A 13317-nucleotide genomic window follows, 5' to 3' on the forward strand; every position below is an offset into this window, starting at 1 on the left:
ATGCGCGTGCTGCTCAAGGCCACGCTGGACACGGAGAAGGCGAACGAGGCCATCCGCAGCGGGAAGTTGCCCGAGCTGATCGGCCAGACGATCGACCATCTCAAGCCGGAGGCCGCCTACTTCGGGCCCCTCGGCGGACGTCGGACGGCCCTCATGGTCTTCGACATGCAGGACAGCTCGGATCTGCCGCCCACCGGTGAGCCGTTCTTCACCCAGCTGAACGCGGAGGTCGAGGTCTCCCCGATCATGAACGCGGACGACCTGCGGAAGGGACTCTCCCAGCTCCGCTGATCGGTCCGGGCCCACGTGACCGGCCGGCCGGCCGGTCAGCTGAAGACGATCATCGATCCCTGTGCCAGGCTCCGGGTGGCCGCCGCGTGCAGGCCCAGCCACACGTGGCGCTCCCGGGCGAAGGGGCTGGAGTCGTACGGCGCGGGCACGGCCGGCTCCTCCAGCTCCGTCGGTGCGAGCGGGGGCTGCGGCGGTGCCGGGGGGTTGGCCGGATCGATGCCGAGAGCCGGGGCGACGGCCTCCAGTTCCCGCAGGAGGGTGTGCGAGGACCCCAACGGGCCGCCGCCCGCGAGGAGTTCGTCGCTGGAGAGGGGGTGCGGGAAGTCGACGGGGACGTAGGCGCCCGCGTGGTCGTAGTGCCAGACGAGGTGCGACTGCTGGGCCGTCGTCTCGAACATCTCCAGCAACTGCTCGTAGTCACCGCCGAGTTCGTCCACCGGTGTCACCGGCAGCCCGCACACCTGGAGCAGGTACGCCCGGCGCAGGAAGTGCAGCGCGTCGTAGTCGAAACCGGCCACCGGGGCGACCTCGCCGGAGAGTCCCGGCATGTACTGGTACACCGGCACCGGCGGCAGCCCGGCCTCGGCCAGCACCTTGTCGTATTGCGCGAGTTCCTCGGCGAACGGGTTGTCCGGCGTGTGGCACAAGACGTCGACGAGCGGTACCAGCCACAGGTCACAGGCCAAAGGAGGGCTCCTCACACAGCACGGTGGTCAGCGAAGGGAAGCGTAGTCGGTGGGTACGGGTGCGTCGTCGGTGTGTGTCGCGTGCAGGTCCCATACCCACCTGGGGCCGGACCACGACATGTCGGCCGTTGGTCATCCCCGGTCACTGCCGCGCGAGCCGCTCGATGAGGGCGAGCGAGTGTGCGTTGTACGCCTCGACCAGCGACCGCGCACCGTGGGCGTCGCGGCGGGCGAGGGCGTCGACCAGTTCGGTGTGCCCGGACCACAGCGCGCCGCGCAGATCGCTGAGCCGGCGCAGGTGCTGCACCGTGCACACCCAGCTCTGCACGCGCAGCCGGTGCAGGAAGTCGGAGAGGTACGGATTGCCGAACAGGGTGGCCAGCTCACGCCAGTACCGCAGGTCGTAGCCGATGAGTATGGTCAGGTCGCCGGCCGCGGCGGCACGCTGCGCCTCCTCGCCGCGCCGGCGGACCCCGGCGAGGGCGGCGGCGATCCGCGGGTCGTCGGGGACCGGGCCGCCGCGGCGGTCGTCGACGAGGGCGAGGAACATCCCGTCGGTGACGAGGCTGCGGGCCTCGATCATGCCGCGGAAGTCGTCGACCGAGTACTCGTGCACGCGGAAGCCGCGATGGTGGTCGGCGTCGAGGAGCCCCTGCGCGGAAAGGTCGACCAGGGCCTCGCGCACGGGCGTCGCGGAGACCCCGTACTGCTCGGCGATCTCCTTGACCGTGAACTCCTGCCCCGGCTGGAGCCGCCCGGCCAGCACCTCGTCGCGGAGCGCGTCGGCGATCTGCTGCCGCAGGGTGCTGCGCGTGACGGCACCGGTGCCGCTGGGGCCGGGCATGGTCGGGCGGTCTCCTCGTCGCGTCCGGAGGGGCGTACTCCTCGCACCCCTGTCTGTGGCGTGCTCGTACACATGTCTACCGTGTACGAGCACGCCACCTTACGCGCTCGGCTCCCTGCTCTGCCCGTATGCGGGCAGGGTCCTACCCGGTGTACTCGTCCGCCACGGACAGTGCCGTGTCCAGGGCCGCCAGGCCCTCCTTCAGCTCGGCCTCGGAGACGTTGCACGGCGGCACCACGTGGGTGCGGTTCATGTTCACGAACGGCCACACGCCGTGGGCCTTGGCGGAGGCGGCGAAGGCGGACATCGGGGTGGCCGCCTGCCCGGTCGCGTTGTACGGCACCAGCGGCTCCCGGGTCTCCCGGTTCTTCACCAGCTCCAGCGCCCAGAACATGCCGGTGCCGCGCACGTCGCCCACGCTCGGGTGGCGCTCGGCCAGTTCCCGCAGCGCCGGCTCGACGACCTCGGCACCGAGCCGGGCGGCGTGCTCGACGATGCCCTCTTCCGCCATCACGTTGATCGTGGCGACGGCGGCGGCGCAGGCCAGCGGATGCCCGGAGTAGGTCAGCCCGCCCGGGTAGGGGCGCTCGGCGAACGTCTCGGCGATCCTTCCGGAGATCGCGACGCCGCCCAGCGGGACGTAGCCCGAGTTCACCCCCTTGGCGAAGGTCATCAGATCGGGCACCACGTCGTACAGGTCCGCGGCGAACCACGTGCCGGTCCGCCCGAAACCGGCCATGACCTCGTCGAGTACGAAGACGATCCCGTACTTGTCGCAGATCTCGCGGACCCCGGCCAGGTAACCGGTCGGCGGCATCATGATCCCCGCCGTGCCCGGGATCGTCTCCAGGATGATCGCGGCGACGGTCCCCGGGCCCTCGAAGGCGATCGTCGTCTCCAGGTGCTCCAGCGCCCGCGCGCACTCCTGCTCCTCGGTCTCCGCGTAGAAGCGCGAGCGGTACAGGAAGGGCGCCCAGAAGTGCACGGCACCGGCGGTGCCGCTGTCCGAGGCCCAGCGGCGCGGGTCGCCGGTGAGGTTGACCGCCTGCTGGGTGCCGCCGTGGTACGAGCGGTACGCCGACAGCACCTTCGGCCGCCCGGTGTGCAGCCGCGCCATGCGCACGGCGTGCTCCACGGCGTCCGCGCCGCCGTTGGTGAAGAAGATCTTGTCCAGATCGCCGGGCGTCCGCTCGGCGATCAGCCGCGCCGCCTCCGAGCGCGCCTCGACGGCGAACGCGGGCGCGAAGGTCGTCATCCGCGCCGCCTGCTCCTGGATCGCGGCGACGACCTTGGGGTGCTGGTAGCCGATGTTGGTGTAGACGAGCCCGCTGGCGAGGTCGAGGTAGCGCTTGCCTTCGTAGTCCCAGAAGTACGACCCCTCGGCGCCGGCGACGGCGAGCGGGTCGATGAGCTCCTGTGCGGACCAGGAGTGGAAGACGTGCGCACGGTCCGCGGCCTTCACGGCGGCGCCGGCCTGGGGGTGGGGCTGAGGGGTCATGCGGCCGAGGGTAGATGTCCGCGATGCGGAAACGGAATCGGCGTCCTGTCTGTGGTCGGGGGCTTTCCACGACAGGTTGTCGACGCGTCGGGCGGCACCGGCCGCCCCAGGTATTGACAGCAGGCTGCCATAATGACAGCCTGCTGACATACGCATACGGTCCATGCGCAACCGCTGGAGGAGCCATGAACGGCGTCCGCAAGCCCGTCCATCTCGCCGTGTACGACACCCTGGCCGACTGGGAGACCGGCCACACGACGGCCCACCTCGCCCGCGCCGGATACCCGGTCCGCACCGTCGGTGCCACCACCGCCCCCGTCACGAGCATCGGCGGCCTGCGCGTCCAGCCCGATCTCGCCCTGGCCGGCCTGCGCCCCGAGGACAGCTCCCTGCTGATCCTCCCGGGCGCCGACCTCTGGGACACCGGCGGCGACCTGGCCCCCTTCGCCCGCACCGCACGCGCCTTCCTGGACGCCGGCGTGCCGGTCGCCGCCATCTGCGGTGCCACCGCCGGACTGGCCCGCGAAGGCCTGCTCGACGACCGCGCGCACACCGGCGCCGTCTCGTTCTACCTGGCGGCCACCGGCTACGCGGGCGGCGAGCGGTACGTGGAGTCCGACGCGGTCACCGACGGCGGTCTGATCACCGCGGGGCCCACCGAGCCGGTCGCCTTCGCCCGCGAGGTCCTCGGCCTGCTCGGCGTGTACGAGGGCGAGGTGCTGGACGCCTGGTACCGGCTGTTCCACGACTCGGACCCGCAGGCGTACGCCGTACTGGAGAAGGCGGGTGCCGCGTGAGCGGCCGGGACCGGCAGGACCTGCTCAGCCGCGGCGCCCTCGGCGTCTTCAGGCTCAACGGCCAGTTCCTCGCGGTCGCCGAGGAACTGGCCCGCCCCGCCGGACTCACCGCCGCCCGGTGGCAGGTGCTCGGCGCGGTGCTGCGCGAGCCGCTGTCCGTCTCCGGCATCGCCCGCACCATGGGCATCACCCGGCAGAGCGTGCAGCGCATCGCCGACCTGCTGGTGGAGCGCGGTCTCGCCGAGTACCGGCCCAACCCCGCCCACCGCCGCGCCAAGCTCCTCGCGCCGACCGAGGCGGGCCTCGCCGCCGTCTCCCGCATCGGCCCCGGGCACGCCGCCTTCGCCGACCGGCTGGCCGAGGCGTACGGGTCCGAGGCGGAGCTGGCGGAGGCGGTCGAGGCCCTCGAACGCCTGTCGAAGGTACTGGGCGGGCTCGGCGGGGCGTCCACCGCGGACGACCCGGCCGTTACGGAACCGTAGAGCCGGACCGGCTCACCGCACGGCCGCCCCGCACTATCCTCGATCTGTTGCTCACGTGGGCTCACGTGCGGGGGAAGGCGGCGCGACACATGCAGAAGCTCGGGGACGGGGACCCGCGGCGAATCGGCGCTTACCGGCTGCTGGGGCGGCTCGGTGCGGGCGGTATGGGCCACGTCTACCTGGCCCGCTCGGACCGCGGACGCACGGTCGCCGTCAAGCTGGTGCGCGAGGAGCTGGCGGCGCAGGAGGAGTTCCGGGAGCGGTTCCGGCAGGAGGTCGAGTCCGCGCGGCGGGTCGGCGGGTACTGGACGGCGCCCGTGCTGGACGCCGACACCGAGGCCGCCGTGCCGTGGGTCGCCACCGGGTACGTCGCGGGCCCCAGCCTCCAGCAGGTCGTCGGCCACGACCACGGCGCCCTGCCGGAACGCTCGGTGCAGACCCTGGCGGCCGGGCTCGCCCACGCGCTCCAGGACATCCACGCCGCCGGGATCGTGCACCGCGACCTCAAGCCGTCCAACGTGCTCGTCACCATCGACGGCCCCCGGGTCATCGACTTCGGCATCGCGCGGGCCCTGCAGACGGTGACCGACGGCGGACTCACCCGTACCGGCGCGCTCGTCGGCTCGCCCGGTTTCATGGCGCCCGAGCAGGTCCGCGGCGACCGCATCACGCCCGCGTGCGACGTCTTCTGCCTCGGTTCCATCCTCGCCTACGCCGCCACCGGCGAGCTTCCCTTCGGCACCGCCAACAGCGGCGTGCACGCCCTGATGTTCCGCATCGCGCAGGAGGAACCCGACCTGGACGGCGTGCCCGAGGGCATCGCCGACCTCGTGCGCGACTGCCTGAAGAAGGACCCCGCCGCACGCCCCGCGCTCGCCGAGGTCCTGGAGCGCACGGGCGCGCAGGACACGGTCACCGAGGGCCGCTCCCGCGACCCGTGGCTGCCCGGCGCGCTGGTGGCCCAACTGGGCCGGCACGCGGTACGGCTCCTGGACACGGAGAACCCGGAGAATTCGGAGGCGCCGGGAGCGGCCAGGGCCGCCGCGGGCGCCGCCGCGACGCCGGACACCCCGGCGCCGGACACCCCGACGCCGGACGCGGACCCGAACCGGGCCGCCCCGTCCCCGTCCGCCCCGTCCCCGTCCGCCCAGTCCCCCGCGACGCCGGACGGCCCGCCGGCACCGCGCGAGCCGGGCAGCGGCGGCGGCCCGCTGAACCACCTGCCCACACTGGTCGCGGGCCAGGGCCCTCCGACGCCCCCACCCGCCTACGGCAACCACCCTCAGCAGCCCCAGCCCCAGCCCCACCCCCAGCCGCCCGTCCACGGCTACGCCCCGCCCGCCTACGGAGCGCCGCCCGGCTACCACCCGTACGGCGGCGGCCTGGGCCCGACCCCGCCCTACGGGCCCCCGCCGCAGTACGGCCCGCCGCACGAGCCGCCCCGAAGAGGCCGCTCCACCGCGCTGCTGATCGTGGTCGCCCTGGTCGTGGCGCTGGGCGCCGGAGGCTCGGTGTACGCCCTGATGAGCGGGGACGACGGCGGCAACCGGGCCGGCGACGCCCCCACGAACACCCCGACGGCAGGCGCGTCCCAAAACCAGGGCCCCAGTACGGGCGGCTCGGCTCCGACGACCGGCGTCGATCGGCCGACCACCTCTCCGCCGCCCCAGGACGGCACGATCCCGACGGCGTACCTGGGCACGTGGGCCACGACCATCGACAACGCCTCCGGCGTCCACACCAGGCAGCTGACCATCCAGCAGGGCGACGTGGGCGACACGGTCCTGTCCCTCGTCGCCGACGGCCCCACCGGAAACGGCACCTACCACTGCGTCTTCGAGGCCGACCTCTCCCGCGCCCCGGACTCCGACGGCCCCCTGGACCTCGGGCCGTCCACGGTGACGGTGGGCCCCGCCGCGACCTGCACCCCGGGCGAGTCCACTCAGGTCGCCCTCCTGCCGAACGGCACCCTGGAACGCACCAACACGGGCACGGGCGAAAGACTGGCCTACCGACGCCAGTAGGCCGTATCGGCCCAGCGGCGGGAGTCGTACCGCCGCGTTGCCCCGGCCCGCACTCACGCCGGTCACGAACGAACGCCGGGCCACCCACCAGGGGCGCTGCTCACCGCGCCGGCGGCCGGCTCACCGCGGCTCCGGCGGCCGCTGCCGAGGCATATTGGGCCGAGCCCCGTTCGGCGCCACGGAGAACCGCCCCGGCCCCCCGGCCCCCGCCTCCAGCCGCCCCCCGCCCGAGGCCCCCGCCTGCAATCCCAACGGCGCCGTCCCGGTCCGGAAATCCACCATCCAGTCCGCCGTCTCCGCCCGGACCAGCTCCGTCACGTCCTCGGAGAACCGCCGCAGCACCAGCAGACACCGCTCGGCGGCCTCGCTCGCCGTCCCGTCCGCCGGTCCCAGCACCTCCCGCACGCTCTCCGACGCCCAGTCGAACTGGAGCACCTGGAGCCGCCGCTGCACCGCCTGCGCCGTGGCGACGTCCCGCATCCACCCGGACGTGACCCCGAAGTACCGGTCTCCGGCCACGCACGCCACCCCGAACAGCAACGCCAGATACCCCCAGGGGGCAACCCCGCCCACCACCCCGGACATGTCCAGCAGCGGCAGCGCCGCCCCGGCGACCGCTCCCACCGCGGCCCCGCCCCGCAGCATCATGGCGCCCCGCCGCTTCCACACCCGGTCCGCCAGATACCAGGCCGCCGTGTCCAGCGCACCCCGCTCCACCCACCGGTACAGCTCGTCCAGCCGCTCAGCGGGCAGAGCCCAGTCCCCGAGCGGAAACGCCCGGCCGGTGAGGTCGCCCGGCCGCGGCCCGGCCGGGCCCTCACCGCCCCGTCCGTCGTGCGGCGGCCCCTCGGGCTGCATCTCCGGCTGACCCACCCGGCACTCCCTACTGCTCACCGTCCGTGAAGACCTGAGACCTGAAGACCTGAAGACCTCATGCGCCAGCCCTTCCTACCGCCCAACGGGTGGCGGAACCCTGGGTTCCGTCACTTTTCCGTCCGGAAGAGGGCGTTGATCAGGTACAGGGCCACCTCCACATCACTCGAAAGAGTGCTGGGGCGAGGGCCGCGCGGACCACGTAGGCTCGTGCCGAACGGCAAAAACCCGCGGCGACCCCGCGGCGACAGCGGCGACAGGAGCTGAACGTGATCCCCGGTGGTGGCCAGCCCAACATGCAGCAGCTGCTTCAGCAGGCCCAGAAGATGCAGCAGGACCTCGCCCAGGCGCAGGAGGAACTGGCGAGGACCGAGGTCGACGGGCAGGCGGGAGGCGGCCTGGTGAAGGCCACCGTCACCGGCTCCGGCGAGCTGCGCGGCCTCGTGATCGACCCGAAGGCGGTGGACCCGGAGGACACCGAGACCCTCGCCGACCTGGTCGTCGCGGCCGTCCAGGCGGCAAACGAGAACGCGCAGGCCCTCCAGCAGCAGAAGCTCGGCCCGCTCGCCCAGGGCATGGGCGGCGGCACCGGCATCCCCGGCCTGCCTTTCTGAGTTCGCCTTCCTCAGACCGGCCGAAGCCCTCTACCGTACGTAGTGCAGGAACCTCAAGGAAGGACGGCAGTCCGTTGTACGAAGGCGTGGTCCAGGACCTCATCGACGAACTGGGGCGGCTGCCCGGCGTCGGTCCCAAGAGCGCGCAGCGGATCGCCTTCCACATCCTCCAGGCGGAACCGACCGACGTACGGCGGCTCGCCCAGACCCTCATGGAAGTGAAGGCCAAAGTCCGCTTCTGCGCGACCTGCGGGAACGTCGCGCAGGAGGAGCAGTGCAACATCTGCCGCGACACCCGGCGCGACCCCTCCGTCATCTGCGTGGTGGAGGAACCGAAGGACGTCGTGGCCATCGAGCGCACCCGCGAGTTCCGCGGGCGCTACCACGTGCTCGGCGGCGCGATCAGCCCGATCGACGGAGTCGGCCCCGACGACCTCCGCATCCGTGAACTGCTCGCCCGCCTCGCGGACGGCACCGTCACGGAACTGATCCTGGCCACGGACCCGAATCTGGAGGGCGAGGCCACGGCCACGTACCTCGCTCGCATGATCAAGCCCATGGGCCTCAAGGTCACCCGCCTGGCCAGCGGCCTCCCGGTGGGCGGCGACCTGGAATACGCGGACGAGGTGACCCTCGGCCGCGCCTTCGAGGGGAGACGACTCCTAGATGTCTGACGCCACGCTGCACGCGACCAACCAGAACCCCGACGACTTCGCCGTCCAGATCGCCGACCAGATCGAGAGCTTCCTGGTCGCCGTCACCGAGGTGGCCAAGGGCGACGAGCCGGACTCCGCCGTCCCCTTCCTCCTCCTGGAGGTCTCCCAGCTCATGCTGGCCGGCGGCCGCCTGGGCGCCCACGAGGACATCGTCCCCGACGAGCGCTACGAGCCCGATCCGGGCCCGGAACTCGACGTGGACGAGCTCCGCGAGAACCTGGCCCGCCTGCTCGACCCGATCGACGTCTACTCCGAGGTCTTCGACCCCTACGAGCCGCGCAAGGCCCCGGTCCCGGCCCGTATCTCCGACGACCTCACCGACGTCATCACCGACCTGCGCCACGGCATGGTCCACTACAAGGCGGGCCGCACCACGGAGGCCCTGTGGTGGTGGCAGTTCTCCTACTTCTCCAACTGGGGCTCCACGGCCTCCGCGGCCCTGCGCGCCCTCCAGTCGGTCGTCGCCCATGTCCGCCTGAACCAGCCCCTGGCGGAACTGGACGGCCTCGACACCGACCAGGGCCTCGGCGACGACACCCTGGAGACCGAGGCCGGCCGGGTCATGGTGGAGGAGCTCGCGGGACCGCTGGGCCTGCGCCCGGTGAAGTAGCGGCCGTCCCGGCACCGGCGGCGCGCAGGGTGCGTACGCACCGGTTCCGCTCCGGGTCAGCGCGTGCCTTCCAGTGACACCAGCAGGGTGCGCAGAAGCCGGTCGAGTTCCTGACGGCCGTCGTGGTCGAGGCCGGACAGCAGTTTGCGTTGGTTCAGGACGTGCCCCTCCACCACCGCGTCGACCCGGGTGCGGCCCTCCTCGGTGAGGGCGATGTGCAGGCTGCGGCGGTCACCGGGGACGGCCTCGCGGGTGACGAGGCCACGGGCCACCATGCGGTCCACGCGGTTGGTGAGAGCCGCCGAGCCGATCATGACGCTGGACGCGAGCTGCTTGGCGGTGAGTGGCCGGTCGTTCCGCCGCAGCGTGGCCAGAACGTCGAACTCCCAGGTCTCCATGTCGTGTTCGGCGAAGTAGTCCTTGAGGCCGGCGCCGACAAGGCGTGAGAGTCGCATGATTCGGCCCACTGTTCCCATGGCATCCAGATCCAAGTCGGTGCGCAGGGCCGCCCACTGATCGAGGAAACCATCGACGGAGTCGCGCATGCCGCCACCTCCCCTTCTTTAGTTTGACAACGAAATGTTTGACTTCATTCTACTGCGACGCTTATCTTCTCGGTGTCGGAAAGTTTGACGTCGAATAGATTGGCTTGGATTCGTGCCCATCGCAGCGCCCGATCACGCCACCGTGGCGCGGGTCATCCGCGCGCGTCGCAGTGTCCGCCACTACCGCCCGGACCCGGTTCCCGCTCAGCTCCTGAGCGAGCTCACGGCCCTGGCCCTGGAAGCGCCGTCCAGCTTCAACCTGCAGGGCCGTTCCATCGTCGTGGTGGAGAGCGAGGAGGGGCGTCAGGCCCTCACCCGGGCCACCGGTGGCCAGCCGCACCCGCAGGAGGCACCGGTCATGCTCGTCTTCGTCGCCGAGTCCGCCGCCTGGCGCGAGGACCGCGGCGACATCTGGCAGACGGCGCGTGACCGCGGCGCCTGGACGGAGAGGTTCGCCGCCGCGTCTCCCGACGACGTCCGGCTCTTCCACGAGGGTCTCGCCCGGAACGGCCTGGAGCGCGAGTACGCGGTCAAGGACGCGATGATCACCGCCTCGTTCCTGATGGTCGCCGCACAGGCGGCGGGCCTGGCCACCAGCCCGATGAACGGCTGGGACGAGGACGAGGTCAAGAAGGCCATCGGCGCCGATGGGCGCGAGGACCTGCACATCGCCCTGCTCATGCCGCTGGGTCACCCCGCCGAGACCCGGCTTCACCCGGGCCGCCGGGACCGCGCGCTGACCTGCTTCAGCGAGGTGTACGGGCGCTGACGCCGGCCGCGCCGGGCCGGGCACGACTGCTCGCGGTCGAGGGGGACCGCTTCCGTCTGCCGGATACATGTACGTCATTCAATCAACAAGCGTTTTCATACAGGGGGGATGGTCTCAATGACCACTGTGAACAAGCTCGTCCAGGTCGCCGGTGTCATCGACGCCGCTGAAGCCGACATGATCGTCGAGGAGGGGGCGGACTGGCTGGGCTTCGCTCTGCGTCTGCCGTCCGGCAAGGACGACATCGCCGAGCAGGACGCCGCGGCCGTCATCAAGGGGCTCGAACCCCCGCACGCGGGTGTCCTCATCAGCTACCTCACCGAGGCGGAGGAGATCAGCCGGTTCTGCAGCGAACTCGGCGTCGTCGCCGTCCAGCTGCACGGCGACGTGGCGACCGGCCAACTGCGCCGGCTCAAGGAACTGCGCCCCGACCTGTTCGTTCTGAAGTCCCTCGTGGTCAAGCAGGACAACGCCGGCGAACTGCTGCGGCTCGTGGACGAGACCCACTCCTTCGTCGACATGTACATCACCGACACGTTCGACCCCAGGACGGGTGCCAAGGGAGCCACCGGCCTCACCCACGACTGGAACGTCTCCGCGGAGCTGGTGCGTCGCTCCCCGAAGCCGCTGATGATGGCCGGCGGCCTGAACCCGGAGAACGTGGGCGACGCGATTCGTGCCGTACGGCCCGCCGCGGTGGACGCCCACACGGGCCTCGAGGGGCCCGACGGGCGAAAGGACCGGTCGAAGGTCGCCACGTTCGTGGCCGAGGCGCGCCGGGCCTTCGACGAGATCGGCTGATCCCCGGGCGGGGCGGCCGCCCGTCAACGGCACCGGTCGCCCCGCCCGTTCCTCACTTCTTTCCCTTCCTCTGCCGCCCGGTCTCCGTGCCGGGTGCCCGTCGGGCCTCCGCCCGACGGCGAGGCATGCCCCGGGACGCCCCGGCGCACCGAGGAACCACCGAGGAACCACCCAGGAGATCCCGCCGTGACCACCGGCCACAACGTCCTTTCCCTTCCACAGACCGACCAGCTCCGCGCGATGCACACGGTGATCCGCGACCGGGACTGCACCCGCGAGGACTTCGTCTTCCACTCCCGTCGGGTCATCCGCCTCCTGCTGGAGGCGGCGGCCGACCTGCTGCCCTTCACGAAGAAGGAGGTCACCACCCCGGTCGGTGCCACCTATCAGGGAGTGGAGCTTGCCACCGCACCCGTCGCCGTATCGGTGATCCGGGCCGGCGAAGCCATCGAGGGCGAACTGCGCGACGTCCTGCCCGGCGTCCGCATCGGGAAGATTCTCATCCAGCGGGACAAGCAGACCAAGCAGCCTCACCTGTACTACCAGCACCTTCCCGACGACATCGCCGATCGCCCTGTGCTGCTGCTGGAACCAATGCTGGCCACCGCGGGCTCCGCGCTCGCCGCGATCGATGTACTGCTTCGGGCGGGCGTCGCGCAGGACCGCATCATCATGGTCAACGTCCTGTCCTCGCCGGAGGGGCTGCGCCGCGTCGCCGCCGAGCGGCCGCAGGTACGCGTGGTCACGAGCGCCATCGAGGACCGGCTCAACGAACACGCCTTCATGATTCCCGGAATCGGTGACTTCGGTGACCGGTTCTTCGGCACCACCGACTCCGGAGCCGGGAAGTGAGCGGCCGGCGACTCGCGAGCACGTCCGCGATCACCGCGCTCGCCCCCGCCGTATGGGGCTCCACCTACCTCGTCACCACCGAGTTCCTGCCGCCCGACCGGCCGCTGCTGGCGTCCACCCTGCGGGCGCTGCCGGCGGGCCTGGCCCTGCTGCTGGTCTCCAGGGTCCTGCCCACGGGCGTGTGGTGGTGGCGGGCACTGGTTCTCGGGGTGCTGAACATCGGCGCCTTCTTCTACCTCCTGTTCCTGGCTGCCTACCACCTGCCCGGCGGCGTGGCGGCCCTGGTCATGTCGGTGCAGCCGATGATCGTGCTCCTGCTCGGCGTGGGCCTGCTGGGCGAGAGGATCCAACGGGTGCACGTCGTGGCCTGCCTGGTCGCGACCGGTGGTGTCGCGCTGCTGGTCCTCCAGCCGGGTGCCGACCTGGACGGCATCGGTGTCCTGGCCGGTCTGCTGGGCGCGCTGAGCATGGCCGGCGGGATCGTGCTCACCAAGCGGTGGGGCCGTCCCGAGGGCGTCAGCCTGCTGACATTCACGGGCTGGCAGCTCACCGTCGGCGGCCTGCTCCTGCTGCCGGTCACCCTGACCAGTGAGCCGCTGCCCGAAGACGTCACGTGGGGCAACGTGGGGGGCTTCGCCTACCTGAGCGTCATCGGCGCCCTCATCGCGTACGTCCTGTGGTTCCGCGGACTGGCCCGTCTGCCCGCGCTGGCGGCGTCCTTCCTGTCGTTCGCCTCACCGCTGTGCGCGACGGTCCTGGGGTATCTCTTCCTCGACCAGTCGCTGCGTCCGCTGCAACTCCTCGGCGCCGCCGCCGTCGTCGGGGCCGTCGTCCTGGCCCAGCCCCGCGCGAGGAAATCCGCGCCGGCACCGGTCGAGCGGGTCGCCGGCCGCGTCTGACGACGGGCGGCGACCG

16 protein-coding genes are annotated in these 13317 nt (G+C 71.9%); 11 read left to right on the forward strand and 5 right to left on the reverse strand.

The window, feature by feature from the left end:
• Complete coding sequence (locus ACZ4V1_RS12445) at positions 1-291, forward strand: hypothetical protein (RefSeq protein WP_468333392.1); 291 nt, start codon at positions 1-3, stop codon at positions 289-291.
• Positions 292-326: 35 nt separating this feature from the next.
• Here ACZ4V1_RS12445 and ACZ4V1_RS12450 read toward each other — a convergent pair whose 3' ends face one another.
• The 3 genes from ACZ4V1_RS12450 to ACZ4V1_RS12460 form a co-directional block, all read right to left on the reverse strand.
• Positions 327-977, reverse strand: a complete 651-nt coding sequence (locus ACZ4V1_RS12450; protein WP_310872150.1) for a hypothetical protein — start codon at positions 975-977, stop codon at positions 327-329.
• Between the two features lie 142 nt (positions 978-1119).
• On the reverse strand, positions 1120-1821 hold the full coding sequence (locus ACZ4V1_RS12455) for a GntR family transcriptional regulator (RefSeq protein WP_468333395.1): 702 nt from the start codon (positions 1819-1821) through the stop codon (positions 1120-1122).
• Positions 1822-1963: 142 nt separating this feature from the next.
• Positions 1964-3319 (reverse strand): aminotransferase class III-fold pyridoxal phosphate-dependent enzyme, encoded by a 1356-nt coding sequence (locus tag ACZ4V1_RS12460; RefSeq protein WP_468333398.1) that lies wholly within the window; start codon positions 3317-3319, stop codon positions 1964-1966.
• Positions 3320-3504: 185 nt separating this feature from the next.
• Between ACZ4V1_RS12460 and ACZ4V1_RS12465 the strand changes: the two genes are divergently transcribed.
• The 3 genes from ACZ4V1_RS12465 (at position 3505) to ACZ4V1_RS12475 (ending at position 6622) form a co-directional block, all read left to right on the forward strand.
• The gene (locus tag ACZ4V1_RS12465; RefSeq protein WP_468333401.1) at positions 3505-4116 is read left to right on the forward strand and encodes a type 1 glutamine amidotransferase family protein; all 612 of its coding nucleotides are present in this window, start codon (positions 3505-3507) and stop codon (positions 4114-4116) included.
• Positions 4113-4598: a MarR family winged helix-turn-helix transcriptional regulator gene (locus ACZ4V1_RS12470; protein WP_468333403.1), complete on the forward strand. Its 486-nt coding sequence runs from the start codon at positions 4113-4115 to the stop codon at positions 4596-4598. Before ACZ4V1_RS12465 ends, ACZ4V1_RS12470 begins: the two co-directional genes overlap by 4 nt.
• Positions 4599-4687: 89 nt before the next feature.
• Complete coding sequence (locus ACZ4V1_RS12475; RefSeq protein WP_468333406.1) at positions 4688-6622, forward strand: serine/threonine-protein kinase; 1935 nt, start codon at positions 4688-4690, stop codon at positions 6620-6622.
• A gap of 120 nt (positions 6623-6742) precedes the next feature.
• On the opposite strand, the gene ACZ4V1_RS12480 is transcribed toward ACZ4V1_RS12475, so the two are convergent.
• Positions 6743-7495, reverse strand: coding sequence for an SLATT domain-containing protein (locus ACZ4V1_RS12480; protein WP_468333409.1), 753 nt, complete (start codon positions 7493-7495; stop codon positions 6743-6745).
• Between the two features lie 269 nt (positions 7496-7764).
• Between ACZ4V1_RS12480 and ACZ4V1_RS12485 the strand changes: the two genes are divergently transcribed.
• From ACZ4V1_RS12485 to ACZ4V1_RS12495, 3 genes are all read left to right on the forward strand, one after another.
• On the forward strand, positions 7765-8109 hold the full coding sequence (locus ACZ4V1_RS12485; RefSeq protein ID WP_468333412.1) for a YbaB/EbfC family nucleoid-associated protein: 345 nt from the start codon (positions 7765-7767) through the stop codon (positions 8107-8109).
• Positions 8110-8183: 74 nt separating this feature from the next.
• Positions 8184-8783 carry a recombination mediator RecR gene (gene recR / locus ACZ4V1_RS12490; RefSeq protein ID WP_468333415.1) on the forward strand — a complete coding sequence of 200 codons (600 nt, stop codon included), beginning with the start codon at positions 8184-8186 and terminating at the stop codon, positions 8781-8783.
• The gene (locus ACZ4V1_RS12495) at positions 8776-9435 is read left to right on the forward strand and encodes a DUF5063 domain-containing protein (protein ID WP_468333418.1); all 660 of its coding nucleotides are present in this window, start codon (positions 8776-8778) and stop codon (positions 9433-9435) included. The genes recR and ACZ4V1_RS12495 overlap by 8 nt, the downstream gene beginning before the upstream one ends.
• Before the next feature lie 56 nt (positions 9436-9491).
• Here the strand turns inward: ACZ4V1_RS12495 and ACZ4V1_RS12500 are convergent, their stop codons facing one another.
• Positions 9492-9890, reverse strand: a complete 399-nt coding sequence (locus ACZ4V1_RS12500) for a MarR family winged helix-turn-helix transcriptional regulator (RefSeq protein ID WP_468333421.1) — start codon at positions 9888-9890, stop codon at positions 9492-9494.
• A gap of 202 nt (positions 9891-10092) precedes the next feature.
• On the opposite strand from ACZ4V1_RS12500, the gene ACZ4V1_RS12505 reads away from it, so the two are divergent.
• The 4 genes from ACZ4V1_RS12505 to ACZ4V1_RS12520 all read left to right on the forward strand — a co-directional run bounded on the left by ACZ4V1_RS12505 (position 10093) and on the right by ACZ4V1_RS12520 (position 13301).
• Positions 10093-10749, forward strand: coding sequence for a nitroreductase family protein (locus ACZ4V1_RS12505; RefSeq protein WP_468333424.1), 657 nt, complete (start codon positions 10093-10095; stop codon positions 10747-10749).
• A gap of 117 nt (positions 10750-10866) precedes the next feature.
• Complete coding sequence (locus ACZ4V1_RS12510; protein ID WP_468333427.1) at positions 10867-11550, forward strand: phosphoribosylanthranilate isomerase; 684 nt, start codon at positions 10867-10869, stop codon at positions 11548-11550.
• A 186-nt stretch (positions 11551-11736) separates the two neighbouring features.
• Positions 11737-12402: a uracil phosphoribosyltransferase gene (upp, locus tag ACZ4V1_RS12515; protein ID WP_468333430.1), complete on the forward strand. Its 666-nt coding sequence runs from the start codon at positions 11737-11739 to the stop codon at positions 12400-12402.
• Complete coding sequence (locus ACZ4V1_RS12520) at positions 12399-13301, forward strand: EamA family transporter (RefSeq protein ID WP_468333433.1); 903 nt, start codon at positions 12399-12401, stop codon at positions 13299-13301. The genes upp and ACZ4V1_RS12520 overlap by 4 nt, the downstream gene beginning before the upstream one ends.
• Positions 13302-13317 lie beyond the last annotated feature (16 nt).

Source organism: Streptomyces sp. NPDC028991 (assembly GCF_055564775.1).